Origin of the sequence: Aromatoleum toluvorans, from assembly GCF_012910905.1 — a bacterium.
GTDB lineage: Bacteria > Pseudomonadota > Gammaproteobacteria > Burkholderiales > Rhodocyclaceae > Aromatoleum > Aromatoleum toluvorans.
In genome coordinates this window covers 57,205-83,012 of the sequence record NZ_WTVN01000007.1, presented here as the reverse complement: position 1 = coordinate 83,012, position 25,808 = coordinate 57,205, and the positions used below count along the sequence as shown (strand labels likewise).

22 protein-coding genes are annotated in these 25,808 nt (G+C 67.5%); 16 read left to right on the top strand and 6 right to left on the bottom strand.

Annotation, left to right across the window (positions count from 1 at the left end):
- Window positions 1-11: 11 nt before the first annotated feature.
- The 13 genes from GPA22_RS06760 (at window position 12) to GPA22_RS06700 (ending at window position 16,530) form a co-directional block, all read left to right on the top strand.
- On the top strand, window positions 12-1,814 hold the full coding sequence (locus tag GPA22_RS06760; RefSeq protein ID WP_169255339.1) for a DUF1302 domain-containing protein: 1,803 nt from the start codon (window positions 12-14) through the stop codon (window positions 1,812-1,814).
- Between the two features lie 61 nt (window positions 1,815-1,875).
- On the top strand, window positions 1,876-4,239 hold the full coding sequence (locus GPA22_RS06755; RefSeq protein WP_169255338.1) for an efflux RND transporter permease subunit: 2,364 nt from the start codon (window positions 1,876-1,878) through the stop codon (window positions 4,237-4,239).
- Between the two features lie 12 nt (window positions 4,240-4,251).
- Window positions 4,252-5,220, top strand: a complete 969-nt coding sequence (locus GPA22_RS06750) for a WD40/YVTN/BNR-like repeat-containing protein (RefSeq protein WP_169255337.1) — start codon at window positions 4,252-4,254, stop codon at window positions 5,218-5,220.
- Between the two features lie 21 nt (window positions 5,221-5,241).
- Complete coding sequence (locus GPA22_RS06745; RefSeq protein ID WP_169255336.1) at window positions 5,242-5,721, top strand: tellurite resistance TerB family protein; 480 nt, start codon at window positions 5,242-5,244, stop codon at window positions 5,719-5,721.
- A gap of 84 nt (window positions 5,722-5,805) precedes the next feature.
- Window positions 5,806-7,308, top strand: a complete 1,503-nt coding sequence (locus tag GPA22_RS06740) for an aldehyde dehydrogenase family protein (RefSeq protein ID WP_169255335.1) — start codon at window positions 5,806-5,808, stop codon at window positions 7,306-7,308.
- Window positions 7,309-7,365: 57 nt separating this feature from the next.
- Complete coding sequence (peaA, locus tag GPA22_RS06735) at window positions 7,366-8,964, top strand: quinohemoprotein amine dehydrogenase subunit alpha (RefSeq protein WP_169255334.1); 1,599 nt, start codon at window positions 7,366-7,368, stop codon at window positions 8,962-8,964.
- 18 nt (window positions 8,965-8,982) lie between these two features.
- Complete coding sequence (peaB, locus tag GPA22_RS06730) at window positions 8,983-10,410, top strand: quinohemoprotein amine dehydrogenase maturation protein (protein WP_169255333.1); 1,428 nt, start codon at window positions 8,983-8,985, stop codon at window positions 10,408-10,410.
- The gene (qhpC, locus tag GPA22_RS06725; RefSeq protein ID WP_169255332.1) at window positions 10,407-10,727 is read left to right on the top strand and encodes a quinohemoprotein amine dehydrogenase subunit gamma; all 321 of its coding nucleotides are present in this window, start codon (window positions 10,407-10,409) and stop codon (window positions 10,725-10,727) included. The genes peaB and qhpC overlap by 4 nt, the downstream gene beginning before the upstream one ends.
- 3 nt (window positions 10,728-10,730) lie before the next feature.
- Window positions 10,731-11,828 carry a quinohemoprotein amine dehydrogenase subunit beta gene (peaD, locus tag GPA22_RS06720; RefSeq protein WP_246264130.1) on the top strand — a complete coding sequence of 366 codons (1,098 nt, stop codon included), beginning with the start codon at window positions 10,731-10,733 and terminating at the stop codon, window positions 11,826-11,828.
- Window positions 11,829-12,079: 251 nt separating this feature from the next.
- Window positions 12,080-13,798: an ABC transporter ATP-binding protein gene (locus GPA22_RS06715; protein WP_169255331.1), complete on the top strand. Its 1,719-nt coding sequence runs from the start codon at window positions 12,080-12,082 to the stop codon at window positions 13,796-13,798.
- The gene (gene qhpE, locus GPA22_RS06710; RefSeq protein WP_169255330.1) at window positions 13,795-14,490 is read left to right on the top strand and encodes a subtilisin-like serine protease QhpE; all 696 of its coding nucleotides are present in this window, start codon (window positions 13,795-13,797) and stop codon (window positions 14,488-14,490) included. The genes GPA22_RS06715 and qhpE overlap by 4 nt, the downstream gene beginning before the upstream one ends.
- Window positions 14,487-15,389 (top strand): hypothetical protein, encoded by a 903-nt coding sequence (locus tag GPA22_RS06705; RefSeq protein WP_169255329.1) that lies wholly within the window; start codon window positions 14,487-14,489, stop codon window positions 15,387-15,389. The genes qhpE and GPA22_RS06705 overlap by 4 nt, the downstream gene beginning before the upstream one ends.
- A gap of 82 nt (window positions 15,390-15,471) precedes the next feature.
- Window positions 15,472-16,530: a U32 family peptidase gene (locus GPA22_RS06700; RefSeq protein ID WP_169255328.1), complete on the top strand. Its 1,059-nt coding sequence runs from the start codon at window positions 15,472-15,474 to the stop codon at window positions 16,528-16,530.
- Window positions 16,531-17,093: 563 nt separating this feature from the next.
- On the opposite strand, the gene aspA is transcribed toward GPA22_RS06700, so the two are convergent.
- Window positions 17,094-18,524, bottom strand: a complete 1,431-nt coding sequence (aspA, locus tag GPA22_RS06695) for an aspartate ammonia-lyase (protein WP_169255327.1) — start codon at window positions 18,522-18,524, stop codon at window positions 17,094-17,096.
- A gap of 148 nt (window positions 18,525-18,672) precedes the next feature.
- Between aspA and GPA22_RS06690 the strand changes: the two genes are divergently transcribed.
- Window positions 18,673-19,578 carry a LysR substrate-binding domain-containing protein gene (locus GPA22_RS06690; RefSeq protein ID WP_169255326.1) on the top strand — a complete coding sequence of 302 codons (906 nt, stop codon included), beginning with the start codon at window positions 18,673-18,675 and terminating at the stop codon, window positions 19,576-19,578.
- Window positions 19,579-20,092: 514 nt separating this feature from the next.
- On the opposite strand, the gene GPA22_RS06685 is transcribed toward GPA22_RS06690, so the two are convergent.
- On the bottom strand, window positions 20,093-20,917 hold the full coding sequence (locus GPA22_RS06685; protein ID WP_169255325.1) for a flagellar filament capping protein FliD: 825 nt from the start codon (window positions 20,915-20,917) through the stop codon (window positions 20,093-20,095).
- Between the two features lie 216 nt (window positions 20,918-21,133).
- On the opposite strand from GPA22_RS06685, the gene GPA22_RS06680 reads away from it, so the two are divergent.
- Window positions 21,134-22,102, top strand: coding sequence for a 2-hydroxyacid dehydrogenase (locus GPA22_RS06680; protein WP_169255324.1), 969 nt, complete (start codon window positions 21,134-21,136; stop codon window positions 22,100-22,102).
- Between the two features lie 138 nt (window positions 22,103-22,240).
- Complete coding sequence (locus tag GPA22_RS06675; RefSeq protein ID WP_169255323.1) at window positions 22,241-23,662, top strand: NYN domain-containing protein; 1,422 nt, start codon at window positions 22,241-22,243, stop codon at window positions 23,660-23,662.
- 70 nt (window positions 23,663-23,732) lie between these two features.
- On the opposite strand, the gene leuE is transcribed toward GPA22_RS06675, so the two are convergent.
- The 4 genes from leuE to trxC form a co-directional block, all read right to left on the bottom strand.
- Window positions 23,733-24,386, bottom strand: a complete 654-nt coding sequence (gene leuE, locus GPA22_RS06670) for a leucine efflux protein LeuE (protein WP_169255322.1) — start codon at window positions 24,384-24,386, stop codon at window positions 23,733-23,735.
- A 54-nt stretch (window positions 24,387-24,440) separates the two neighbouring features.
- The gene (locus GPA22_RS06665) at window positions 24,441-24,761 is read right to left on the bottom strand and encodes an MliC family protein (protein ID WP_169255321.1); all 321 of its coding nucleotides are present in this window, start codon (window positions 24,759-24,761) and stop codon (window positions 24,441-24,443) included.
- Between the two features lie 36 nt (window positions 24,762-24,797).
- On the bottom strand, window positions 24,798-25,247 hold the full coding sequence (gene dtd / locus GPA22_RS06660) for a D-aminoacyl-tRNA deacylase (RefSeq protein ID WP_169255320.1): 450 nt from the start codon (window positions 25,245-25,247) through the stop codon (window positions 24,798-24,800).
- Window positions 25,248-25,331: 84 nt separating this feature from the next.
- Window positions 25,332-25,772: a thioredoxin TrxC gene (gene trxC / locus GPA22_RS06655; protein ID WP_169255319.1), complete on the bottom strand. Its 441-nt coding sequence runs from the start codon at window positions 25,770-25,772 to the stop codon at window positions 25,332-25,334.
- Window positions 25,773-25,808: the final 36 nt, after the last annotated feature.

The following is a 25,808-nucleotide window of genomic DNA, read 5'->3' as shown; positions in this document are numbered from 1 at the left end:
GGAGAATCTCCATGAAGAAGAGGACGATTTCGGATCGTCGGGGCCCGCTCGCGCCTTCGATCCTGGCTGTGGCGGTTGCGGCGGCGTGCTGGTCGCCGGCGAGTCATGCGTTTCGCTTCGGGTCCGAGGACGGGATCTCGGGCAGCCTGGACAGCACGATCTCGTACGGCGTGATCAGCCGGCTGCAGTCGGCGAGCTGCAAGACCGTCAGCAACGACAGCGGCGGCTGCAACAACGGCACCAACAACGATCTGTCGAAGGTGTACAACCTGGGCAACGGCCTGGGTTACGCGAACGCCGACTTCAACTTCACGAACTTCGACGACGGCAACCTCAACTACAAGAAGAACGACATCGTCTCGGCGGTGCTGAAGGGCACGCACGACCTGTCGCTGAAGTACGGGGACGGCTGGAGCGCGCTGGCGCGCGTCAACTGGTTCGTGGACACGAAGTCGGACGACACGCGCCGCACGGATGCCGCGAACGAGGCGACGGGGAACGCGACGCTGCTGGACCTGTGGGTGGCCAAGGAATTCACCCTCGGCGACCGGCGCGGCAAGGTGAAGCTCGGCAACCAGGTGATCTCCTGGGGCGAGGACATCTTCATCGTCGGCGGCGTGAACCAGATCAACGCGATCGACCTGCAGAAGTTTCATGTGCCGGGCACGCAGCTGAAGGAGATCTTCATCCCGGCGCCGATGCTGTCGGCCTCGCTCGCGCTGACGGAGAGGCTGGGCGCGGAGGCGTACTACCAGTTCCGCTGGAACGGCTTCAAGTTCGATCCGGTGGGTTCCTTCTTCTCGACCGCGGACGTGCTGGGCAAGGGGCGGCGGATTGCGTACGTGCCGACCAGCATCATCGAGGACTTTGCCGGTCCGGGCGCCTGCGCGGGGCTGCCGAACGGGCATTGTGGCGACGATCCGGGCATCCCGGACGCGGATGCGGTCGCGGCCGGCATCGCGGTGCCCTTCCTCGGCACGAAGAAGCCGAAGAAGACTGGCCAGTACGGCGTGAACTTCCGCTACAACGCCGAGGAGATCGACACCGAGTTCGCCTTCACGTACCAGCGCTACCACGACAAGCTGCCCTTCCTGGGCTTCACCGGCAACACCGCCGGCGCAGTCACCGGGTTCTTCGTCGCCTACGGCGAGGACAAAGACCTGTACGCGATTTCGGCCAACACCAAGCTCGCGAACATCGCGGTCGGGGCGGAGCTGTCGTACCGGCCGAAGGACAGCGTCGGCATCGACCCGACGGTGCCTTTCGGCAACATCTTCGGCGGGCCGTCGAGCAAGTTCAGCATCTACGAGAACGGCAGCAACCCGGGCTTCATCGAGGAGGAGAAGTACCAGTTCCATCTCACCGGCTTCTACACCTTCTCGCACAACGATCCGCTCGGCGGCGTCGCGAAGGCGCTGGGGGCGACCGACGGCTTCATCCTCGCCGAGGCCGCGGTCGCGCACTACCCGGGGCTCGACACGAGCGGCGTGACGCCGCTGTTCCTGCCGGACTACTCGCTGCCGAACAAGACTTCGTGGGGCTACGTCGTCGAGGCCGCGCTGAACTACCCGAACGTGTGGGGCACCGGCGTCACGCTCACGCCGCAGATCGACTGGTACCACGATGTACACGGCACGACGCCCAACGGGCTGCCCTTCGTCGAGGGGCGCAAGGCGCTGACGTTGTCGCTGTTCGCGAACTACCGCGATGCGTGGAAGGGGGCGATCCAGTGGGTGACCTTCTCCGGCGGTGGGGCCAACAACCTGATGCGCGACCGGGACTTCCTCGCGGCGAGCATTTCGTACTCGTTCTGATGTAGCTGCCGACACTGCGGGAGCGCGACTTCCGCAGTGCCGGCCCAACGGATACCCCAAAATGATAGAGAGACTCGTGCTGGCGATGCAGCGCGTGTGCTTCAGGCACCGCATGCCGATCCTGCTTGCCTTGCTCGGCTTTACGGTGGTGATGGCGCTGTTCGCGTCGCGCCTGCACATGAGCGCCGGCTTCGACAAGCAGCTGCCGCAGAACCACGAATACATCCAGACCTTCAACCAGTACCGCGACGTGCTGTTCGGCGCGAACCGCATCATCGTGACCGTCGAGGCGAAGCAGGGCGACATCTGGAACGAGAAGGCACTGACCAAGCTGTATGACGTGACGCAGGCGCTGTTCTTCATGAAGGGCGTCGACCGGCGCACGGTGACGTCCTTGTGGACGCCCAACACGCGGGCGGTGCAGATCACCGAAGAAGGCATGAAGGCGGAGGACGTGATCGGCGGCGATGTGACCGTGAAGGCGCTCACGCCCGGCAACATCGCGGCGATCCGCGAGCGCACGATCGTCGGCGGCTTCATCGGCTCGCTGGTCGCGAACGACTCGTCGTCGGCAATGGTGGTCGCGGAACTCGCCGACCCCGATCCGCAGACCGGCGAGCGGCTCGACTACGCGGAGTTCAGCCAGCGGCTGGAGCGCGAGGTGCGCGACGCCTTCAGCGACGGCGACGTGAGGATCCGCATCATCGGCTTCGCCAAGCAGATGGGCGACATCTCGGAAGGGGCGACGAGCGTGATCGAGTTCTTCGCGCTGGCCTTCCTGCTCACCGCCGCGGCCGTCTATTGGTATACGCGCTCGTGGCTGCTGACCTTCCTGCCGCTGTCGTGCTCGCTAGTGTCGGTGGTGTGGCAGTTCGGCACGATCACGCTGCTCGGCTTCGGCCTCGATCCGCTGGCGATCCTGGTGCCCTTCCTGGTGTTCGCGATCGGCGTGTCGCACGGCATCCAGCAGGTGAACTACATCGCCAAGGAGGTCATCAACGGCGCGGACGGCTACACGGCGGCGAGCCGCAGCTTCACGGGCCTGCTGGTGCCGGGCACGCTGGCGCTGATCACGGCCTTCGTCGGCTTCGCGACGCTGGTGCTGGTGCCGATTCCGATGATCCGCGAGCTCGCGATCACGGCGTCGGTGGGCGTCGCGTACAAGATCGTGACGAACCTGATCATGCTGCCGGTGGTCGCGAGCTACTTCCGCTTCGACGAGCGCTTCGTGCTGCGGGCGACCAAGATGGAGGCGCTGCGCAACCGCATGATGGCCTCGCTCGGCGTGCATATCGCCAATCCGCGCAACGCCGCGATCGGCACCTTGGTGTGCCTCGCGCTGCTGGCGGTGGCGGTGTGGCAGAGCCAGGGGCGGCACGTCGGCCACGTGCTGCCGGGCGCGCCGGAGCTGCATGACGACTCGCGCTACAACCGCGACGTCGAGGCAGTGGTCGCGCGCTACGCGCTGGGGCTGGACCTGCTGACGGTGGTCGTCGAGACGCCGGCCGACGGCTGCTATCGCCACGACGTCATGAGCCATGTCGACCGCCTGACCTGGTATCTCGCGAACGTGCCGGGCGTGCTCTCGGCGCAGTCGCTGCCGGCGATGACGAAGCTCGCGGCCTCGGGCGTCAATGAAGGCAATCCGAAATGGGCCGCGCTGCCGCAGGAGGAGCTGACGCTGGGCGAGGCGGTGCGCCAGGTGCCGGAAGGCATGCGCCTCTTCAACCCGGACTGCACGCTGCTGCCGGTGAACCTGTATCTCGCGGACCACAAGGCGTCGACGATCAAGGAAGTGGTCGCGGCGGTGAAGCACTTCCGCGACACCCAGCCCTTCCCCGGCGTGACGGTGCGGCTCGCGAGCGGCAACGCGGGCGTGCAGGCGGCGACCAACGAGGTGGTCGAGCATTCCGAGCTGCCGATGATGCTCTACGTCTATGCCACGATCCTCGTGCTGGTGTTCGCGGTGTATCGCGACTGGCGCGCGATGGTCGCGTGCTGCCTGCCGCTGACGCTGGCGACTTTCCTCGGCTACTGGTTCATGAAGGCGCTCGACATCGGCCTGACGGTCGCGACGCTGCCGGTGATGGTGCTGGCGGTGGGAATCGGCGTCGATTACGCGTTCTACATCTACAACCGGCTGCAGATGCATCTGGCGCACGGCGAGGACATCGTCACGGCGTTCAAGCAGGCCCTGCGCGAGATCGGCGTGGCGACCGTATTCACCGCGGTGACGCTGTCGATCGGCGTGGCGACCTGGTCGTTCTCGGCGCTGAAGTTCCAGGCCGACATGGGGATGCTGCTGACCTTCATGTTCATGATGAACATGATCATGGCGATCACGCTGCTGCCGGCGCTGGCAGTGACGATCGACGTGCTGATCCCGCGCCGCGGCCCGGTGCGCGCGCCGCTGATGGCTCACTGAGGGGTGCCCGACATGAAATCCATGCAAATCGGGCGGACCCTGCTCGGCCTGTGCCTGGCGGCGAGCGCCACGGTGTTTGCGGCGGCGCCGGCCGATGCGGCGAAGGTGCCGGCGCCGGCGATGAAGGCGCGGCTGGCGGCCAAAGTGCCGGTGACGGGACTGGTGCGCGCGGGCAATGCGCTGGTCGCGGTCGGCGACTACGGCACGATCGTGCGCTCGACCGACGAGGGCAGGACCTGGCAGCAGGCCGAGGTGCCGGTGAGCGCGCTGCTGACGGCGGTGCATTTCGTCGATGAGACGCGCGGCTGGGCCGTGGGCCACGGCGGCGTGATCCTCGCGACGGCGGACGGCGGTGCGAACTGGCAGGTGCAGGCGACGCTGGACGACAAGCCGGTGCTGCTGTCGGTGTATTTCGCCGATCCCCAGCGCGGCTATGCGGTCGGTGCGTACGGCACGGCATTCGTGACGCTGGATGGCGGGCACAAATGGGCGCGCCTGGCGGTGGGCAGCGGCCACGACGGGGACCTGCATCTGAACCACATCTTCGGCACCCGCGACGGGAAGCTCTTCATCGCGGCCGAAACGGGCGTCGCGTTCCGCTCGACCGATCGCGGCGCGAGCTGGACCAAGCTCGCGACCGGCGTTTCGGGTTCGCTGTGGAGCGGACTCGAGCGGGCGGATGGTGAAGTCGTGCTGCTGGGCATGAGCGGACGCGTGATCGCAAGCCGCGACGGCGGCACCACCTGGCAGGTGCGCGAGACGGGGACCGAGCAGTCGCTGACCTCGGGCATCGCGCTCGCGAACGGCGGCCTGATCGTCGTCGGCGCGGGTGGAGTCGTGCTGCGCGGCAGCGGGACGACGCCCTTCCAGCTGGAGGTCCGCCCGGACCGGCAGAACCTCGCCGCCGTCGTCGCGGCGCCGACGGGAGCCGTCGTCGTCGCCGGCCAGCTCGGTGTCGAGCGGCTCGTGCCCGGCAAATAACAAGCACAGGGAGGCGTACGCATGCTCAACAAACTGATGGCGCTGCTGTCGGGCGAGCTCCGGGCCGAAGGACTCGAAACGGGCCCCTTCGAGCGCCGGCACATCGCGGTCGCGGTGCTGTTGCTGGAAGCGATGTACATCGACCACCGCGCGAGCGAACACGAACAGGCGGCGATCGCGCGCCTGTTGCGCGAGCACTTTTCCCTGCCCGACGAGGCCGCGCGCGAGCTCGTCCGGGTTGCCGACGAGCGCTATGCCGAGGCGCTCGACGACTGGGAGTTTGCCGAGGCGGTGCGGGCCGGTTTCAACGCCGCCGAGCGGCGCGAGGTGCTGACGATGCTGTGGGAAGTCGCCTACGCGGACGGTGACCTCGCGCGACTCGAAGACCGGCTGGTGGCGCGGCTCGCGCAGCAGCTCGACCTCGAGCCAGAGGCTGTCGATGCGGCGCGGGCGACGGCCGTGGCGCGTGCCGGGCTGATCGACGACGGGCCGGACGCCTGAACCGCACGCGGCTCAGTCGGCAGTGGCGGGACTCAACTCCGCCCTATGAATGACAACAAGAGACAAGACAGAGGAGACACATACATGGAGCGTTACCACGGACAACTGCTGAGCGAAGGCACGCGGCGCTTTCTGGCGCGCCCGCAGCGCATGCTGATCGGCGCCGAATGGGTGGAGGCGGCGAGCGGCGAGACGCTGGCGGTGGTCGATCCGGCCAGCGGCGAGAAATTCGCCGGCGTGCCGGCAGGCGGGGCGGCAGACATCGATCGCGCCGTCGCGGCGGCGCGCCGCGCTTTCGAGAGCGGCGACTGGCCGAAGATGCGCCCGGTCGACCGCGAGCGCCTGCTGCTGAAGTTCGCCGACCTCGTCGAGGCGAACGCGCAGGAGCTGGCCGAGATCGAGTCGCTCGACAACGGCAAGCCGGTGATGATGGCGCGCCATGTCGACGTGGCGCTTGTGGTGGATTTCCTGCGCTACATGGCGGGCTGGGCGACCAAGATCGAGGGCTCGACGATGGACGTGTCGGTGCCCATCATCCGCGACCGCGAGTTCTTCGGCTTCACGCGGCGCCAACCGGTGGGCGTCGTCGGCGCGATCATCCCGTGGAATTTTCCGCTGCTGATGGCCGCGTGGAAGGTCGCGCCGGCGCTCGCAACCGGCTGCACGATGGTGCTGAAGCCGGCCGAGGAGACGCCGCTGTCGGCGCTGCGCTTCGCGGAGCTGGCGCTGGAGGCGGGCTATCCGGAGGGCGTGCTGAACGTCGTCACTGGCCTGGGCCACACCGCGGGCGCGGCGCTCGCGTCGCACAAGGGCGTCGAGAAGGTCGCCTTCACCGGCTCGACCGAGATCGGCAAGCTCGTCGGCAAGGCGGCGCTCGACAACATGACGCGCGTGTCGCTGGAACTGGGCGGCAAGAGCCCGGTGATCGTGCTCGACGACGCGGACATAAGCACAGCCGCGGCCGGTGCCGCGCAGGCGATCTTCTTCAACCAGGGCCAGGTGTGCACGGCCGGCTCGCGCCTCTTCGTGCATAAGAGCCGCTTCGACGAGGTCGTCGAGGGGCTTTCGGGCATCGCCGCCGGGATGAAGCTGGGCGCCGGCATCGACCCGACGACGCAGATCGGCCCGCTGGTATCCGCGACGCAGCAAAAGCGCGTGCTGGGCTACATCGAGAGCGGCTTTGCCGAAGGCGCGCGGGCCGCGACCGGCGGCGCCGCAGGCGAGGGCGCAGGCTACTTCGTGAAGCCCACGGTGCTCGTCGATACGACCGACGACATGAAGGTCGTGCGCGAGGAGATCTTCGGGCCGGTCGTCGTCGCGATGCCCTATGACGATCTCGACGAGGTCGCCCGGCGCGCGAACGACACCCCCTACGGGCTCGCCGCGAGCATCTGGTCGAACGACCTGTCGCGCGTGCATCGCCTGATCCCGAAGATCCAGGCCGGCACCGTGTGGGTGAACTGCCACAACATCCTCGACAACGCGATGCCTTTCGGCGGCTTCAAGCAGTCCGGCATCGGCCGCGAGATGGGGCGGGCGGTGCTCGACCTGTACACCGAATCCAAGTCCGTGATCATGGCGCTGTGAGTGCGGTGCGCCGTCAGCACGGGCGGCGCTTTTCCTCACCGGAGAGTGGAGACAGAAGTGAAGGCTGAGACCAAGAACAAGCGTTTGCACATCGTCGGCGCCGTCGCAATGGCGCTGGGGGTGACCGGGGCCGTGTCCGCGAACGCCGCCGGCGATCCCGGGCGTGAGGTGATCGACAGGAAATGCGCCAGCTGTCACCTGGAGGGCGGCAAGCTCACGCGCATCCCCGAGATCCGCAAGTCGCCCGAAGGCTGGGACATGACGGTCACGCGCATGGGCATCTGGCACAAGGTCGAGCTGACCGCCGAGGAGCGCCGTGCGGTCGTGAAGTACCTCGCCGACCGACAGGGGCTCGCGCCGTCCGAGGCGGCGCCGTTCCGCTTCCTGACCGAGCGCCGGCCCAACATGCAGGACACGCCGCCCGACGAGGAAATGGCGCAGATGTGCGGGCGCTGCCACAGCTTCGGCCGTGTCGCGCTGCAGCGCCGCGACGAGGCCGAGTGGAGGAAGCTCATGCACACCCACCTCGGCCAGTTCCCCAGCGCCGAATACTCGGCCTTGGGGCGCGACCGCAACTGGTGGGAGATCGCGCGCGACAAGATGCCCGGCCGGCTGGCGGCGCTGTACCCGAAGAACACCGACGCGTGGCGCGACTGGAGCCGTGCGAAGCATCGCCCGGCCGACGGGCGCTGGGTGGTCGCCGGTGAGCGGCCCGGCTGGGGCGCCTACACGGGCGTGATGACCGCCGTCGCCAAGGGCAATGACAAGTATGAAGTCAGCTACGAGCTGCACTTCGGCGCTGGCAACAAGGTGCGCGGCCACGGTGACGCCGTGATCTACACCGGTTACGAGTGGCGCGGTTCGGCGCGGCTCGGCAACGAGGACACGCGTTCGGTGTTCGCGCTGAGCGAGAACGGCTCGCGGATTTCGGGGCGCTGGTTCCTGAAGCATGCCGACGAGATCGGTGCGAGCTTCGAGGCGGTGCGCGCCGACAAGACGGCGAAGAGCGCGCTCGCCCTGGTCACGCCGCACATGCTGCGCGCAGGCGACACGGCCACCGTGACGGTTGCCGGTGCGGGCCTCGATGCGAAGGTCGATCTCGGGCCGGGGATCGAGGTCGTGGAGTGGCTGGGCAAGTCCGCCGAGCAGCTCAAGCTGCGCGTGAAGGTCGCGTCCGACGCCGCACCGGGCCTGCGCAAGGTCGTCGTCGGCGGGCGCGAGTCGGACAAGAGCGTTGCCGTGTATCGCCAGATCGACTCGGTGCGCGTCGAGCCGGCTTTCGGCATCGCCCGCGTCGGCGGCGGCACGAATCCGCCGATGACGGCGCAGTTCAACGCGGTTGCCTTCCTCAACGGTCCCGACGGGCAGCCCGGCACCGACGACGACGTGCGCCTCGGCAGCGTGCCGGCGACGTGGTCCACCGAGCCCTTCGATGAGCGTGCGAAGCATGACGAGGACCTCCGGTTCGCCGGTCACATGGAGCCGCACGGCCAGTTCCTGCCGTCCTTCGCCGGCCCCAACCCGGTGCGTCGCGGCCTCAACAACGTCGGCAACCTGTCGGTCATCGCGACCGTGGCGGACGGCGATCGCGCCCTCAATGCGAAAGGCCAGCTGGTGGTCACCGTGCAGCGCTGGAACCCGACGCCGCTGCGCTGACGAGTCAGGAGAGAGAACATGGCAACGCTCCAGATCCAACCCCACAACTACCGCGCGATCCGCCGGGGCGACCGGCAGGTGCTGCTGCACGTGCCGACGACCTCGATCTTCGAGCTCGATCCGGCCGCATCCGAGCTGCTCGGGCTGTTCGAGACGAGTCCGGCGGTCAGCGCGGACGACATCCAGAGCCGCTTCGACGGCCGCTATACCCCGGCCGAGCTGTGCGACAGCCTGTCGGACTTCATCGACCTCGGCATCGTCGCGCCGCAGGCGAAGCACTACGAGATCCCGGCGCGCGTCGTCGAGCGCTCGCCGCTGAAGACGCTGGTGCTGACGCTGACAACCGGCTGCAACCTCGGCTGCAGCTACTGCTACCGCGAGGACCTGACCTCGCCGAAGAACTCGTCGGTGATGGACTTCCAGACCGGCGCGCGCTCGATCGACCTCTTGATGGAGGAGGCGAGCGAGAACGAGCGCGTCGGCATCGTCTTCTTCGGCGGCGAACCGCTGACCCGCATCGCGGTGATCCGCGACCTCGTCGAATACGCCGAGGAGAAGGCCGCTGCCGCGGGCAAGGATGTCGAGTTCTCGCTCACGACGAATGCGACGCTGCTCACCGACGAAGTCATCGACTTCCTCGACGCGCACCGCTTCGGCATCACCGTCAGCATCGACGGCGACCAGGCGCAGCACGACCGCCATCGCCGCACGATCGCCGGCGGTGGCACCTACAAGACGGTCGCGATGCGCGTGAAGCGGCTGCTGGAGAAGTACAAGTCGAAGCCGGTCGGCGCGCGCGTCACGCTGGCCAGCGGCAACCCCGACGTCGCTGCGATCTACAAGCATCTGCACGACGAGCTGGGCTTCTTCGAAGTCGGCTTCGCCCCGGCGACGGCCGGGCCCGATTCGCCGGTCGGGCTGAGCCGCGAGGAGCTCGACATCGTGTTCGAAGCCTTCAAGGCGCTCGGCCGCGAGTACATCAGCGAGGCCAAGCGCGGCCGCCGCCACGGCTTCGGCAACATGCAGCAGCTGATGACCGACCTGTGGATGGGTACACGCAAGGTGCTGCCCTGTGGTGCGGGCGTCGGCCTGTTGGCGGTGGGTACGAGCGGCAAGATTTCGCTGTGCCATCGCTTCACCGGTTCGGAACTGGAGACCTTCGGCGACGTCGAGAACGGCATCGCGCGCGAGTCGCTCTCGCAATTCATGACCCGCGCCCAAGCCCCGCACAGCGCCTGCTCCGTTTGCCCCGCGCGCAGCCTGTGCGCCGGCGGCTGCTACCACGAATCCTATTCCCGCTCCGGCGACCCCTTCCAGCCGACCTTCGAATACTGCGACCAGATCCGCGAATGGACGGCTTTCGGCCTCGAAGCCTTCGGCGAGATCGCGCTCGCCAATCCGGCGTTCTTCAACGCCGCCCTCGAACAAAGGAGTGCCCTGCAATGAAACGACTGCGAGCCCTGAATCACAAGGCGCACCTGATCGAACAGGCGGCCACGGAAGGTCACCGCGAGGAAGTGCAACTGATGAGCAGCGTCGTCGGCTGCACGACCACTTTCGACCCCGGCTGGGAAGTCGATGCCTTCGGCGGCCTGGCGAGCCTGTGCCAGCCGATGGAAGCCGACCTCTACGGCTGCACCGACCCCTGCTGGTGGCCCGCGCAGCTCGCCGATAGCCTCAATACCGCGCGCGACTGGACCGACGGCAAGAACTCGGCGCTGCGCGACTGGCGCGAACTGCAGACGCTTTTCCCGGGAGACTGAGCGATGAGGATGCTGCCCATCAAGAAGGCGCGAGCGGCACTGGTGGTCCTGTGCTGCGCGGCCGCGTCGCTGCCGGCGTTCGCCAAGGAATACCTCCTGACCGTCACGCGCCCGAACAACCTGCACGTCGTCGATCCCGAGAAACGCGAGGTGATCCGCACGATCGTGCTGCCGGGCGACGGCATCCCCGGCGCGATCTCCGTGCCGAAGGACGGCAAGGTCGCCTACGTGCTCACCAACCGCATGGAGAGCGTCGTCGGTGTCGATCTCGATACCGGCAAGCCGGTGTTCCGCGCCGATTTCTCGACGCCGCAGCGGCGCGTGAAGGGCTTCTTCGCCGTCACCGTGAGCGAGGACGGCAAGGAGCTCTACGCCCATCAGGCGCCGGTGCAACTCGGCCGCTCCGAGTACCAGGTCGAGGACACCTACATCGCCGTCTTCGATACCGCCGACGGCCTGAACGCGAAGCCGCGCCGCACCTTCCCGGCGCCGCGCCGCATCAGCCTGCTCGCGCCGACCGGCAATCCGGACCACGTGATCGCGCTCGGCTGGGACATGTATCTCTTCAACACGAAGAGCGGCAAGATCGAGAAGACTTTCCCGATCCGGCACTGGGAGCGGCCGGGCATGGGCGAGCCGGACGTGCTCGCGATGTGGGGCACCTACGAGCAGGCGCGGATGCTGTCGACGCCGTATTTCGTCGCGAAGACCGACGTTCCGACCGATTCGCCGGAAGCGTTCAAGGCCGGCATCGCGATGTTCGACCTCGACGCGGAAACGCTGCAGGTCAGGGAGTTCGAGAACGCGACGACGGTGATGTTCTCGTCGGTGATCAACCCGGCCCGGCGCAACGAGGCCTTCCTTGTGATGAACCAACTGAGCAAGGTCGATACCGACTCCGGCAAGCTGCTCAAGCGCGTCGACCTGCCGCAGACCTTCTACGCGATCAACATTTCGGGCGACGGCAAGGAGGTCTACGTCGGCGGCGCACTCGACAAGGTGTCCATCCACGACGCGGAGACGCTGGAGAAGAAGGGCGAGATCACGATGCCCGGCGGAGCGGACCAGTCGATCGGCTGGATGCGGGTGGTGAAGCGCTGAGCGGTGATCGGGATGCCGATTCATGCGCGTGGCTTGAACCCGCCCCCGACGGGCGGCACTCCGCGCCTCGTTGGACGCGTGGCGGACGCCTCGGCACGAAGTGCCTCCCGTCGGGGGCTGCGCCGTGCCGACGGCGGACGTAGGGCGGAAAAGCGGAGCGCCTTCCGCCGAATGTCGGCCGCCGGTTCGCGAGCTCATCTGTCAGCCGCGGCCTTCGGCTCATCCGCCCTGCAGATTTGGAAGCGCTCATCATGATCCCACTGAACGGCAACCGCTCCTTGCCCCGCCAGGCCCTCGCCTGGGCGTTCCCCTTGGTGCGCGACCGTGCGCGCACGGTCGCGGGCGTCGTCGTCCTGTCCTGCATCGGCTCGGCCGCGGCGCTGCTGCCGCCTTACCTCACGCAGCGTCTCGTCGACGAAGGCATCGTCGGCGGCAAGGTCGGTCTGGTGCTGTGGCTCTGCGCGGCCTTCCTCGTCCTGATGGTCGGCGGCGTGCTCGTCGAAACGCTGTCCCGGCTCACCTATCTGAAACTCTCCGCCCACGTCCTGTTCGGCCTGCGCGAGCAGGTCTGGCGGCACCTGCAGACGCTCGCGCCCACTTATTACGCCCGCACGCGTGGCGGCGAGATCCTGTCGCGTCTCGACGGTGACGTCGCCGAAGTGCAGCGCTTCGCCCTCGACGCACCGATGGCGCTGCTCAATGGCGCGTTCTCGCTCACGGTCGCACTGGTGCTGATGCTGTCCTTGAGCCCGCTGCTCACGGCGCTCGTCTTCGCGCTCGTCCCGCTGCAGGTCGCGGCGCTGATGTTCACGCGCCCGTGGCTCGAAAAAAGCGCGCAGGCGATGCGCAAGGAAAGCGCCGCGATGTCGAGCTTCTTCGTCGAATCGCTGCGCGCGATGAAGTTCATCCAGGCGTCCAACGCCGCGCGGCGGCAGGAGGCGGGCCTGCGCGCGCACCACGGCGACTACTTCGCCGCACTGCGCCGCTCGCAACTCGCGTCTCTCGGCGCAGGCGGCCTGCAGCGTCTGCTTTCGGGCCTCGGCGTGCTGCTGGTGTTCGCGGTCGGCGGCTCGATGGCGGCGGCGGGGGAACTGTCGGTCGGCGTCGTCGTCGCCTTCATCGCCTACACGACGCGCGCTGCCGGGCCGCTGCAGACGCTCGCCGGCGTGTTCATGGGCTGGCAGCGCGCCAAGGTCAGCCTGCAGCGCATCCGCGAACTCGCGGCCGAGCAACCGACCGTGCAGTCTCCGACGCACCCCGTCCCGCTCGCGCAGCCGGTGCGCGGCGAACTGCGGCTCGACGCCGTGCGTTTCGGCTATGGCGCCGAGGCGGTGCTCGACGGCGCGACGCTCGATGTGCCGGCCGGCACCAAGCTCGCCCTCGTCGGCGCATCCGGCGCCGGCAAATCGACGCTGATCGACCTGCTGCAGCGCCACTACGACCCGCAGGCCGGGCGCCTGCTGCTCGACGGCGTGCGTCTCGATCTGCTCGACCTCGCCGAACTGCGTCGGCAGGTCGTCGTCGTCGATCAGGAGCCGGTGCTGACACCCGGCAGCGTGCGCGACAACCTGCGCTTCGTCGCCCCCGACGCCGACGAGCCGATGCTGCTGCGCGCGCTCGATCTCGCGGGCTTGGCGAAGCTCGCCCACGCCGGCGGACTCGACCGGCCCGTCGGCGCCTCCGCGGCGGCCCTGTCGCGCGGCGAACGCCTGCGCATCGCGCTCGCCCGCGCGATCCTGCAGGACCCGGCGGTGCTGATCCTCGACGAGACGACGTCCGGGCTGGACCTCCCCGTCGCACAGGCGATCATCGGGGCCGTCGACCACGTGTTCGCCGGTCGCACCCGCATCGTCATCACGCACAACCTCGCGTCCGTGGGCGCCGTCGACCGAATCGTCGAACTGCGCGACGGCCGTCTCGTCGAGCACGTGCCGACCCGGTCCGCCGCACCGTTGCTGAGGATCGTATGAGCGTCATGGTCGGCATCGTGGACGGCGGCTTCACGGGCGTGCCTGCGCGCGCGCTGCATCGGGCGGCGAGCTTCGCGCCTGTTCCCGATGGAAACGTGCGTCGTGCACCCGCGGTCGGCCGCCCGCTGCCGCATGGCGACGCGGTGGCGGCGCTCGTGCTGGAGGCCGCACCGGCGGCTCGCCTCATCGACGCCCGCATCGCCTCGCACAAGCACGCGCCCACGCCCGCGATGGTCGCCGCGGCGATCGAATGGTGTGCCGGCGAGGGCGCGCGCGTCGTCAATCTGAGCCTCGGCCTGCTCGAAGATCGCACGGTCCTGCGCGACGCCTGCGCCCGTGTGCTCGCACAAGGCGTCGTGCTCGTCGCCGCAGCGCCGGCACGCGGCACCCCGGTCTTCCCCGCAACCTATGCCGGTGTGCTCGCCGTCAGCGGCGACGCGCGTTGCGCTCCCGGGCAGTGGTCGCTGCTGCAGGGCGAGACGTCCGGCGGCGCCGGCTGGGGCTGCTCTCCCGCCGGGCCGGCCAAGGCGACCGGGGGCGCCAGCATGGCAACGGCGCGCTTCGCCGGCATCGTCGCACGCATCCTCGCCGACTTTCCCTCCGCGCGCCCCGACGGGCTCGTGGAACACCTCGCCGCCCGCGCCAGCTGGCATGGGCGGGAACACAAGAGAATCGCGGAGATCGATTCATGACAAGCACACAACACGCCCCCACCCCCGACAGCGGCACCCGACCGATCGAACTCGGCTTCGCCCTCGTCGACGAACGCGAACTCGCGGCCTTTGCCCGCCACGAACGCCTCACGCGCGACGACTACCTCGACCAGCTCGGCGAAGCCCGCGACTACGTCGCGCTCCCCGACGACGCCGAGCCGACGCATTTCTTCCTCGGCAGCGAGTTCTGCGAACACCTGTTGCCGAGCGTCGAAGCCATCGACCGCGCCGTCGCGCTGTGCGAACGCTGGGACCTCACCTTCGGCCTCGTCACGCCGATCGCCTGCGACGGCCTGTTCGACCCGCTGCGCGCGGCGCTCGCACGCCTGCCGGCGGGCGCCGAAGTCACCGTCAACGACTGGGGCGTCGCCCGCTTCGTGCAGCGCGAATTCCCCGACCTGCGGCCGGTCGCCGGGCGGCTCCTCGGCAAGATGCTCAAGGACCCGCGCCTGCCGTCCGCGACCTGGGCGCGCATGTACCCCAACGGCCTGCGCGCCGGCCCCTTCCGCGACATCCTCGACGGGCTCGGCATCGGCCGCCTGGAACTCGACTTCCCGCCCTTCGGCGCGGCCGACATGTACGCCGGCATCGACTTTCCCGTCGGCGTGCGCGCCCCCTACGGCTACATCGCCAAGGGGCGCATCTGCAAAATGGGCTCGCTGTCGCTCGACACCCCGGAAAAATTCTCGCCCGGCCACAAGTGCCGCCGCGAGTGCCTCGGCTTCAACGAAATCGGCGCGCGCCCCGGCACGCACGAACTCCCCACCTCGCAGCGCGGCAACACGATGTACTACCGCCACGCCAAGGGTATGGCCGCGGCGGTCGCCGAAGCGGTGAAGAACGGCTGGGTCAGCCGCATCGTCCTCTCGGGAGCCTAGCGGTGACAGCCCCCACGCTCACTTTGTTCGCTGCCCCCCTGGGGGGCCGAGGCCTCCCTTGGGGCGGCCCTACGGGAGTCCTATGAAAATAACCGCCCCCATCAGCACCCCGGCCGAAGTCGAACCGCTCGTGCGCGCGGGTGCCCGCGAGCTCTACTGCGGCGTCGTCCCGCCCGACTGGATCCAGCGCTTCAACACCTCCGGCGTGAATCGTCGCGTGTTCGGCAACCTCAACGGCTACGCGGATCTCGAACGCGTCGTCGACAAGGCGACCGCCCTCGACGCCGACGTCTTCCTCGTCCTCAACGCGCAGCAATACGGCGAGCAGCACCTCGACGCGCTCACCGAGATCGGCGCGCGCTTCCGCAGCATCGGCGGCAAGGCCGCGATCGTCGCCGACATCTCGCTGATCGCCTCCCTCGCCGCCAACGTGCCGGACCTCGACATCCACGTCAGCTCCGTCGCCACCTGCCGCAACGTCGAGTCCGCGCGCTTCTTCGCCGCGCTCGGTGCCAACCGCATCATCCTGCCGCGCGACGTCACCGTCGCCGAGATCGGCGCGATCACGCAAGCGCTGCCCGACCTCGACATCGAAGCCTTTGTCCTCAACGACGGCTGCGTGTTCGAGGAAGGCACCTGCCACACCGTGCATCTGCCGATGAACAAGGGCGGCCCGATCTGCATCGACAACTACCAGTTCGAATACCGCGCAACTGAGCGGGCGACCGGCGGCGGCAAGCCGCACGAACGTGCGCTGCGCCGGCTCGAACAGAACGATCTCGATTACAAGCGCTGGCTGTGGTACCGCTTCGGCAACGGCTTCTCGGTCGCGCCGAACGGCTACCCGTGGGGGCCGTGCGGCATCTGCGCGATGCCGGCGATGCATGCGGCCGGTGTGCATTCGGTCAAGATCGCCGGCCGCGAGGGCGCGAGCGAGCGCAAGATCAAGAGCGTCGAACTCGTCGCCCGCGTGCTGGAGCGGATCGCGGCCGGCGAGCCGGAACACGCGGTACGCGAGTTCGCCGTCGGCCTGCGCGACGCACCGAGCCACTGCGCAGGCGGCTACATGTGCTACTACCCCGAGGTACGGAGCCGGCAGGCGCTTGGCGATGCGGAAGCGAAGCTGCCGACCGCGGCCTGACCAGGAAAAAAAGAGCCCAGGCTCTGGAGGGGCCCGGGCTGCAATCCACACCAAAGGAGGAGAGGAGTGGAGGAGACAGTTGAAATATTAAACAAAATAGTTGCGTTGTGCAACTAGAATGCCGTGAGAAGTTCTCATGGGGTGATTTGAGGGGCAAATGACCGGCATCGGCCAGGTCGCAAGCCACGGACGCACGTCCCGCTCCCCGGCTTCAACACCGGATTTCAAACCGTTCGTGCGCGTCCGACTCAAGCAGCAGGCCCGGAAAAGAAAAAGCCCGGACGTTTGAAGGTCCGGGCTAAATCCACACCAAAGGAGGAGGGTGGAGGAGACGGTTCAAATCATATCGAACCGCCTTGTGCGATGCAATAAAGTTTGTTCTACAAATTTTCTATCCAGCTATCAGATATTCATATAGTTAAGCGAAAGCTGGGGTTCCGGGGTGTGTCTTGTATAAGACAGGCATGCTGCAACGCAATATCCGGCAGTGCGGGACTCTTCATCTCCTGGTTCGGCTGACCGCATCGCGTCGATGATTGGCGTTTTCGTTTGTCGGTGTGTGCTCAGGCGAGCCCGACCGGCAGGCGCGGTTGCGTGAGCACTTCGGGCTTGAGGATTTCGTCGAGCTGCGCCTTCGTCAGCAGGCCCCTGGCGAGCACCAGCTCGTACACGCTGTCGCCGCTGACCAGCGCCTGTTGCGCGATCTCGGTGGCGTTGGCGTAGCCGATGTAAGGGTTCAGCGCCGTGACCAGCCCGATCGAGTTCTCGACGCTCTTGCGCAGCGCTTCGCGATTCACGGTGATGCCCTTGACGCAGCGCTCGGCGAGCGTCAGGCAACCGGCGCGCAGGTGGGTGGCGCTCTTGAACAGGCTGTGGGCGATGATCGGCTCGAAGGCGTTCAGCTGCAGCTGGCCGGCCTCGGCGGCGAAGGAGATCGTCATGTCGTTGCCGATCACTTCGAACGCGATCTGGTTCACGACTTCCGGGATCACCGGATTGACCTTGCCCGGCATGATCGACGAGCCGGCCTGCATCGGCGGCAGGTTGATCTCGGCGAGCCCCGCACGCGGGCCGGAGGACAGCAGGCGCAGGTCGTTGCAGACCTTGGAGAGCTTCACCGCGACGCGTTTCAGCACGCCGGAGAGCTGCACGAAGCTGCCGCAGTCCTGCGTCGCCTCGACGAGGTTGGGCGCGGTCAGCACCGGGATGCCGGTGATCTCGGCGAGGTTGCGGCAGACGATGCCCGCGTAGTCCGGGTGGGCGTTGATGCCGGTGCCGATCGCGGTCGCGCCGAGGTTGATCTCGCGGATCAGCAGCACGGCTTCCTTCAGGCGCTCGATGTCTTCGCCGAGCATCACGACGTAGGTCGAGAACTCCTGGCCGACGGTCATCGGCACTGCGTCCTGCAGCTGGGTGCGGCCCATCTTCAGCACGTCGGCGAACTCGACCGCCTTCTCGTGGAAGGCGTCGCGCAGCACTTCCATCGCGTCGATCAACTGGAAGATGCCCCGGTAGCCGGCGAGCTTCAACGCCGTCGGATACACGTCGTTGGTGCTCTGGCTCATGTTGACGTGCTCGTTGGGGTGCAGGCGGGCGTAGTCGCCTTTCGCGTGGCCGAGCAGTTCCAGCGCGCGGTTGGCGATCACCTCGTTGGCGTTCATGTTGGTCGAGGTGCCGGCGCCGCCCTGGATCACGTCGACGACGAACTGATCGTGCAGCGCGCCGGCGCGGACTTCCTCGCAGGCGCGCACGATCACGTCGGTGCGCTCGGCGTCGAGCATGCCGAGCTGCTGATTGGTCAGCGCGGCCGCCTGCTTGATCGCGGCGAGCGCGCGCACGAGCTCGGGGTAGATCGAGATCGGCGTGCCGGTGATCGGGAAGTTCTCGACGGCGCGCAGCGTGTGGACGCCGTAATAGACGTCGGCAGGCACGGCGCGGTCGCCCAGAAGGTCGTGTTCGATGCGCTCGGCGGCGGGGGCTGTGGTGAAGGTCATTCTTTGTTCCTTTCGGCTGGTGTGGGTGGGTGTGCATGAATGCTACGGAGGCTGTTGCGATTCCGTGTTTCGCCATGCAAAAAACGCATAAGATCCCCAAGAAAGCCGAATAGGGGCCAGACAGGAGCCGAACAGGAGTCAACCGGGCATGCAAATCAAATGGATCGAGGATTTCCTCACACTGACCGACGCACGCGCGTTTTCGCGCGCTGCGGAACGCCGTAACGTGTCTCAGCCGACCTTTAGCCGGCACATCCAGGCGCTCGAGGACTGGCTCGGCGTCGAGCTGATCGACCGCCGCTCGCAGGGGGTGCATCTGACGGCCGCCGGGCGCATCTTCCGCGGCTTCGCGGCCGACATCCTGCGCCGCACCTACGACATGCGCACGGTGCTGCGCGGGCAGTCGCCGGGTAATGTCGACACCGTGCGCTTTTCGGTCGCGCATACGCTGTCGCTGACCTTCTTTCCGCGCTGGCTGGGGCAGTTGAAGGAGGCGCTGGGCAACGTCGTCGCGCGCGTCGGTGCGGTGAACGTGCCCGAAGGCGCGAGCGCACTGATCGAAGGCGCAACGGATCTCGTGATCGCCTACCACCACCCGCAACTGCCGATGCTGCTCGATCCGGTGCGTTTCCCGTACATCACGCTCGCGACCGACCGCATGCTGCCGCTGTCCGCCCCCCGCGAAGACGGCCGGCCGCGCTACAAGCTACCGGGGCGGGTGGAGGCGGCGGTGCCTTTCCTCGCGTATTCGTCCGGGACCTACCTCGGGCACGTCGTGGAAATGATCCTGCTCGCCAACGCGCGCTGCCATTTCGACCGCTCCTTCGACACCCACATGTCCGAGGCCTTGAAGGCGATGGTGCTGGAAGGCCACGGCCTGGGCTGGCTGCCGGAGAGTTGCGTCGGCCGCGAGATCGGCGAAGGCCGCCTGGTTGCGGCGGGGCCGGCGCAATGGACCTGCCCGCTGGAGGTCCGCCTGCATCGCGCCGCCGAAAACAGCAACCCGATGGTCGACCGGATCTGGGCCCTGCTGAGCGCGCCGAGCGGCGGCTGAAAAGAAAAAGCCCGAGCGGTTGAGGCTCGGGCTTAAATCCACACCAAAGGAGGAGGGTGGAGGAGACGGATCGAATCTTACCGGCCTCGCTTGTGCAATGCAGTAAAGTTGTACGACAAATTTTTTTATCGCTGGATCAGGCGTTCCAATGTGCGCGGCAGATGGCGGCGATTCAGGCAATCAACGGAAGCGGATCCGCTCGGGGCCGTCGAGCCGGGTCCGCGCTGTACCGGCGGGGGCAGTTGATGATGGTGTTCTGCTTTGGCACCCGAAAACCGGGGGCCGAAAAAGAAAAAAGCCCGAGCACGGTATTTCGGCTCGGGCTAAATCCACACCAAAGGAGGAGGGTGGAGGAGACGGTTCAAACTATATTGGAATCCCTTGTGCGGCGCAACAAGAAATATCCCAAAAGATTTTTATATCAGGATTACTTGTGCAAATAAATGAGAAAAATCATATCGCTATGACAGAAAAACACGCGTTCAGGATTTTTGTGTGCCGATGTTGCAGCCTGCTATTGCCCCAGCAGTGAGGAGATCAGCGAGAACTCGTTGAGCGCGGCGAGGGTTCGCGCCTGCGAGTCGCGCCCGGCGTTGCCCAGCGAGGCCAGCGTGAGCAGGTCATTGAGGCCCGGAAGGCCGGCGTTGAGCCGGTCGGCGCCCGTATCGAAGAGGCCCAGGCTCAACTGCAGCGCGGAGAACTGCAGTTCCGCCGCCAGAAGCCCCGTCGCGCCGCCATTGGAGGAAGTGAACGCCGCTCCCAGCGCGGAGAATTCCGTTACCGCCTTCGCCAGCAGCGTAAAAGCGCCTGCGGGGTCGGATTCAAAGGCTGCGCGCAGCTTCGCCACGTCGATGCCCAGGGTTCCGACACCGGGAATCAGCGACGGCCGCAGTTCGATACCGAGATCCGACAAGCGGGTCAGGGCGGATTCGCCGTTGTCGAACACCCGCGTCAAGCGTGTCTGGAGGTCGGCCGTCAGTTGCGTCCCGGCGGACGAGCCCGGCACCGTGCCGAACAGGAAGCCCTGCTCGTTCAGGCTGCCCTGAAGCCCGTTGAAACTGTCGACGAAATGCTGCACTTCGGTCGCGAGGCTGCCGAAATCGGTGCCGAAATTGCTCCCCAGGCTGCTGTCGGTCGCGCCCGGGCGCAGCACCGCCAGACGGTTCTGGAAAGTCGCCACTGCCGAAAGAAGCTGGCCGAAGCTGGACAGATTGACGATCGTCGATGTGTTGCCGAGCAGCGAAAAGCTGCTCGCCGCTGCGACAAGGTTTGTCGAAGCGGGACGAATGGCGCTCGTGCCGGACAGGCCGAGCGGCGAGATCAGGGGCAGGATATCCACGTGGCGAACCCCGCGCACCGGTGCATGTCGGAGAGGACTGCGCCAATTAGAGCTGCACCGGCGCCCAAGGTTTCCGGTGACCGGGGTGCCTGCCGTTGGGGTTGCGCCCGATCCCGGGGAGCGCGCATTGCGGGTATCGTTCAGGATTGCGCCCCGAAAGCCCGAAACGCTCCGGGGTAACAAACAACATCAAGCCGAACCACAGGCAGGAAGCCCATGACCCGACCCCGACTCATCCTCACCCGCCGGTGGCCCGCCGAAGTCGAACGCGCCCTGAGCGAGCGCTTCGACGTCCGCCTGAACACCGAGGACCGCCCCTTTACCCGCGATGAAATCCGCGCGGCGCTCGCCGCCTGCGACGCGCTGCTCGCCACCGTCTCCGACCGCATCGACGCCGATGCCCTCGGCACCGCGCCGAACGCGAAGCTGATCGCCAACTACGGTGTCGGCTACAGCCACATCGACATCGACGCGGCCAGGGGCCTGGGCATCGCGGTGACGAACACGCCCGACGTGCTCACCGACTGCACCGCCGACCTCGCGATCACCCTGATGCTGATGGTCGCCCGGCGTGCGGGCGAGGGCGAGCGCGAACTGCGTAGCGGCAACTGGACCGGCTGGCGTCCCACGCACATGATCGGCAGCAAGGTGAGCGGCAAGACGCTCGGCCTCGTCGGTATGGGCCGCATCGCCCGGGCGGTCGCAATGCGCGCGCAGCACGGCTTCGGCATGAAGATCGTCTTCTTCAACCGCAGCCGCGTGCCGGCGGAGGCGCTCGCGGGGCTCGCTGCGCGCCAGTGCGATACGGTCGAGGAGGTCCTCGCCCAGTCGGATTTCGTCTCGCTGCATTGCCCGGGCGGTGCCGCGACGCGCCACCTGATCAACGCCGAACGCCTCGCGCTGATGCGCCGCGATGCCTTCCTCATCAACACCGCACGCGGCGAGGTCGTGGATGAGGCCGCGCTGGTCGATGCGCTGCGCAGCGGCACGATCGCCGGCGCGGGCCTCGACGTGTTCGAACGCGAGCCGCTCGTCAGCGAAGGCCTGATGACGCTGGAGAACGTGGTGCTGCTGCCGCACCTGGGCAGCGCGACGCGCGAGACACGCGTCGGCATGGGCATGCGCGTGCTGGAAAACGTCGAAGCCTTCTTCGCCGGCCGCACGCCGCCCGACCGCGTCGCCTGAAGGCCGTTACGGCGCTCTCGACGGAGCCGCCGCCGCCACCCGACGCCATGACATCCGCCATCGCCGTCGCAGGAATCGCTATCATGGGCGCCTTGCGTGGTCCCCGCGATCGCGCCCGCCACCCCACCGGAGAACCCAATGGCCTCATCCCATGACAGCGTCAGCATGGCGGTGTTCTGCGATTTCGAAAACGTCGCCCTCGGTGTGCGCGACGCGAAATACGAGAAGTTCGACATCAAGCCGGTGCTCGAGCGCCTGCTGCTGAAGGGCAGCATCGTCGTCAAGAAGGCCTATTGCGACTGGGAGCGCTACAAGGGCTTCAAGGCCGTGATGCACGAGGCGAACTTCGAGCTCATCGAGATCCCGCACGTGCGCCAGTCCGGCAAGAACTCCGCCGACATCCGCCTCGTCGTCGACGCGCTCGACCTGTGCTACACCAAGTCGCACGTCGACACCTTCGTCATCATCAGCGGCGACTCGGACTTCTCGCCGCTGGTGTCCAAGCTGCGCGAGAACGCGAAGCAGGTCATCGGCGTCGGCGTCAAGCAATCGACTTCGGACCTGCTCATCGCCAACTGCGACGAGTTCATCTTCTACGACGACCTCGTGCGCGAAAGCCAGCGCGCGGCCAAGCGCGAGACGCGCGAAACCCAGCCTGCGCCGAAGCGTTCGCCCGAGGAGGAAACGCGCCGCAAGGAGGAGACCGAGGCGCGCAAGCTCAAGGCGATCAATATCGCCGTGGAGACCTTCGACGCGCTCGTCGCCGAACGTGGCGACAGCGGCGTGCGCATCTGGGCGTCGATGCTGAAAGAGGCGATCAAGCGCCGCAAGCCGGATTTCAACGAGTCGTACTACGGCTTCCGCGCCTTCGGCAACCTGCTGGAAGAAGCCCAGTCGCGCGGCTTGCTCGAGTTCGGGCGCGACGAAAAATCCGGCGCCTATGTCTATCGCGGCAACCGCGCGGCACCGGCGGAACCCGCCGCCGAGGTGGCTGCGGAGCAGGCGATGGCCGTGGACGTGGCGTCTGCGCCGGGTGAGGCACTGCCTGCCGAAGCCGCGCCGGCAGAGCGGCCCGCGGCCGAAGATGCGACCGGCCGCCACGAATCACGCCGCAAGCGCGGCGGACGCAAGTCGGCAGGGAAGAAGGCGGAAGCCGCTGCCGCGGCAGAACCGCGCAAGGCGGACATGCCCGCAGCCGAAGCCGCGCAACCGGAACCGCACCCGGCACCGGCACGGCCCGAACTTCCGGCCGCCGTGAGCACGCCGCCCGCCGTGAGTGTTACGCCCGAAGCCGCTGCAGCGGAGCAGGGCGAAGCGCCGAAAGCGAAAACCGCCAAGGCGGGCGGCCGAAAACCGCGTCGCGGCAAGGCGCAGGCTGCCACCGAGGAAGCAGGGAAAACCGAAGCGGTGGAACCAGCCTCGACGGCCGTTGCACCCGAAGTGACGCCCCCGGCCGAACCATCTGCCCCATCGTCTGCGGAAGAGGCTTCGGCCAAGCCCGCGCGCAAGGGCGCTTCGCGCAGCCGTCGTCCGCGCAAGACCGAAACCGCACCGGGCTAAGCGGATTCCCGTCCGCATCGCGGACGGGGTGCAACTCGCTCGTAGCGTGGCAGCGCCCCCCGCGGGGGCGTCAGCCCAGCGTCGCGCTGGCCAGCTTGGCGCCGAAGCCGATGAAGAGCCCGCCGACGCCGCCGGTCGCGGCTGCAGACAGGCGACGGCGGCGGCGGAACTGCGCCGCGAGGTGCGCCCCGCCGAAGATCAGCGCCGACAGGTAGGCGGCGCTGCACACCTGCACGATCGTGCCGAGGATCGCGAACGAGAGCGCGGGGTAAGCGTAGCCGGGATCCACGAACTGGATGAAGAAGGACACGAAAAACAGGATCGCCTTCGGGTTCATCAGGCTGATCACCAGCGCGGAACGGAAGGGATGTGCGGCGTCGAGAGGCGCCTGCTCCGCTTCGGCGGCGCCCGCGGCCCGGTTGCGCCAGCGGGTGAGCGCCGCGCGCAGCAGTCCGAGGCCGACCCAGGCGAGGTAGGCCGCCCCGGCGTACTTCAGCACCATGAACAGCGCCGGCGTCGTCTTCAGCACGGACGCGGCGCCGGTCGCGGAGAGGATCATCAGGATCGTGTCGCCGACGAAGATCCCGCACGCACCGCGATAACCGGCCGCGACCCCCAGGCGCGACGCGATCGACATCACGTACACCGAGTTGGGGCCGGGCAGCAGCACGATGAAGATCGTGCCGAGGATGAAGGTCGTCAGGTCGGTTACGCCGTAGAGCATGATCCAGATCTCCGCCGATGGAATCGTTGATGTTAATCCTTCCGGGGGCGAAAATCAGTCGCGTGCGCGGCAGTTTTCGTACAGGGATTCCTGCAGATCCACGCGCGCCATGCTGCCGCGGCGCCACAGCGTCAGGGCGCCGCACGCGTAGCGTTCTTCGCCGCCGTCCGCGGCCTCCTTCATCAGGCCGAAGCGCATGCCGGCGATGTCTATCGTCGCAGCGTCCCCTGCGTGGTAGGCGACCGAAAAGCCCTTGCCCGCATCGCAGGCGTATTCCACGGGGCGCGCGGCGGTGGGCGCCTGGGCGCAGCCCGCGATCAGGGCGGCGAGGAGACTGGCGAGGGGGCCGGCGAAGGCAAGGGTACGAGCGGTCATGGGAAATGTTCCGTCAAGGGTTGCGCGAAAGGGCGCTCAGGTCGCCGGCGCGATGCGCACCGGAATGGTCACCGGCCCGTCATTGACCAGATGGACCTGCATCATCGCGGCAAACTCGCCGGTCTCCACCTGCGGGTGCGCCTTGCGCGCCTCGGCGACGAAGTACTCGTACAGCGCCCGTCCTTCGTCGGGTGCCGCCGCGTTGGTGAAACTCGGCCGGTTCCCGCCGGTGGTGTCGGCGGCGAGGGTGAACTGGCTGACGATCAGCAGACCGCCCGCCACGTCCTGCACCGAGCGGTTCATCTTGCCGGCCTCGTCCGAAAAGATCCGCAGCTTGAGCAGCTTCCCCAGCAGCTTGTCCGCTTCCGCGCGGCGATCGCCGCGTTCCGCGCACACCAGGATCAGGAGTCCGCAACCGATCTCGCCGGTCACCCTGCCGTCCACCACGACGCGTGCCTCCGACACGCGCTGAACCACTGCCAACATCTGCGCCGACTCCTCACTATGTAGCGGACATCCCCGTCCGCGCGACAACCTTACAGGGCGAGCAGAGGCGCCACAAGCGTCCGCTCAAAGCGCATGGCTGCGTGCCCAGTGCGCAATCGCACCGGCATTCATCGCGCCCGACTGGCGGGCCACTTCCTGTCCGTTCCGGAACAGGATCATCGTGGGAATGCTGCGGATGCCGAAGCGCGCGGCCAGCTCCTGGATCTCTTCCGTATTCACTTTCGCCAGCCGCATCTGCGGCTCGAGCATTCGCGCGGCCTCCTCGAAGGCCGGCGCCATCATGCGGCAGGGGCCGCACCACGGCGCCCAGAAGTCCACCAGCACCGGCAGGTCGCTGCGTTCGACGTGCTGTGCGAAGTTGGCCGCCGTCAGCGTCAGGGGCTTGCGCGCGAACAGCGGCGCGCGGCACTTGCCGCAGATCGGTTCGTCATTCAGGCGGGCGCTCGGCACCCGGTTCAAGGCATCGCAGTCGGGGCAGGGCAGGGTCAGGGTATCGACGGACATCATCAACTCCGGAACGGGCGGCCGGGGGGCTCGTCG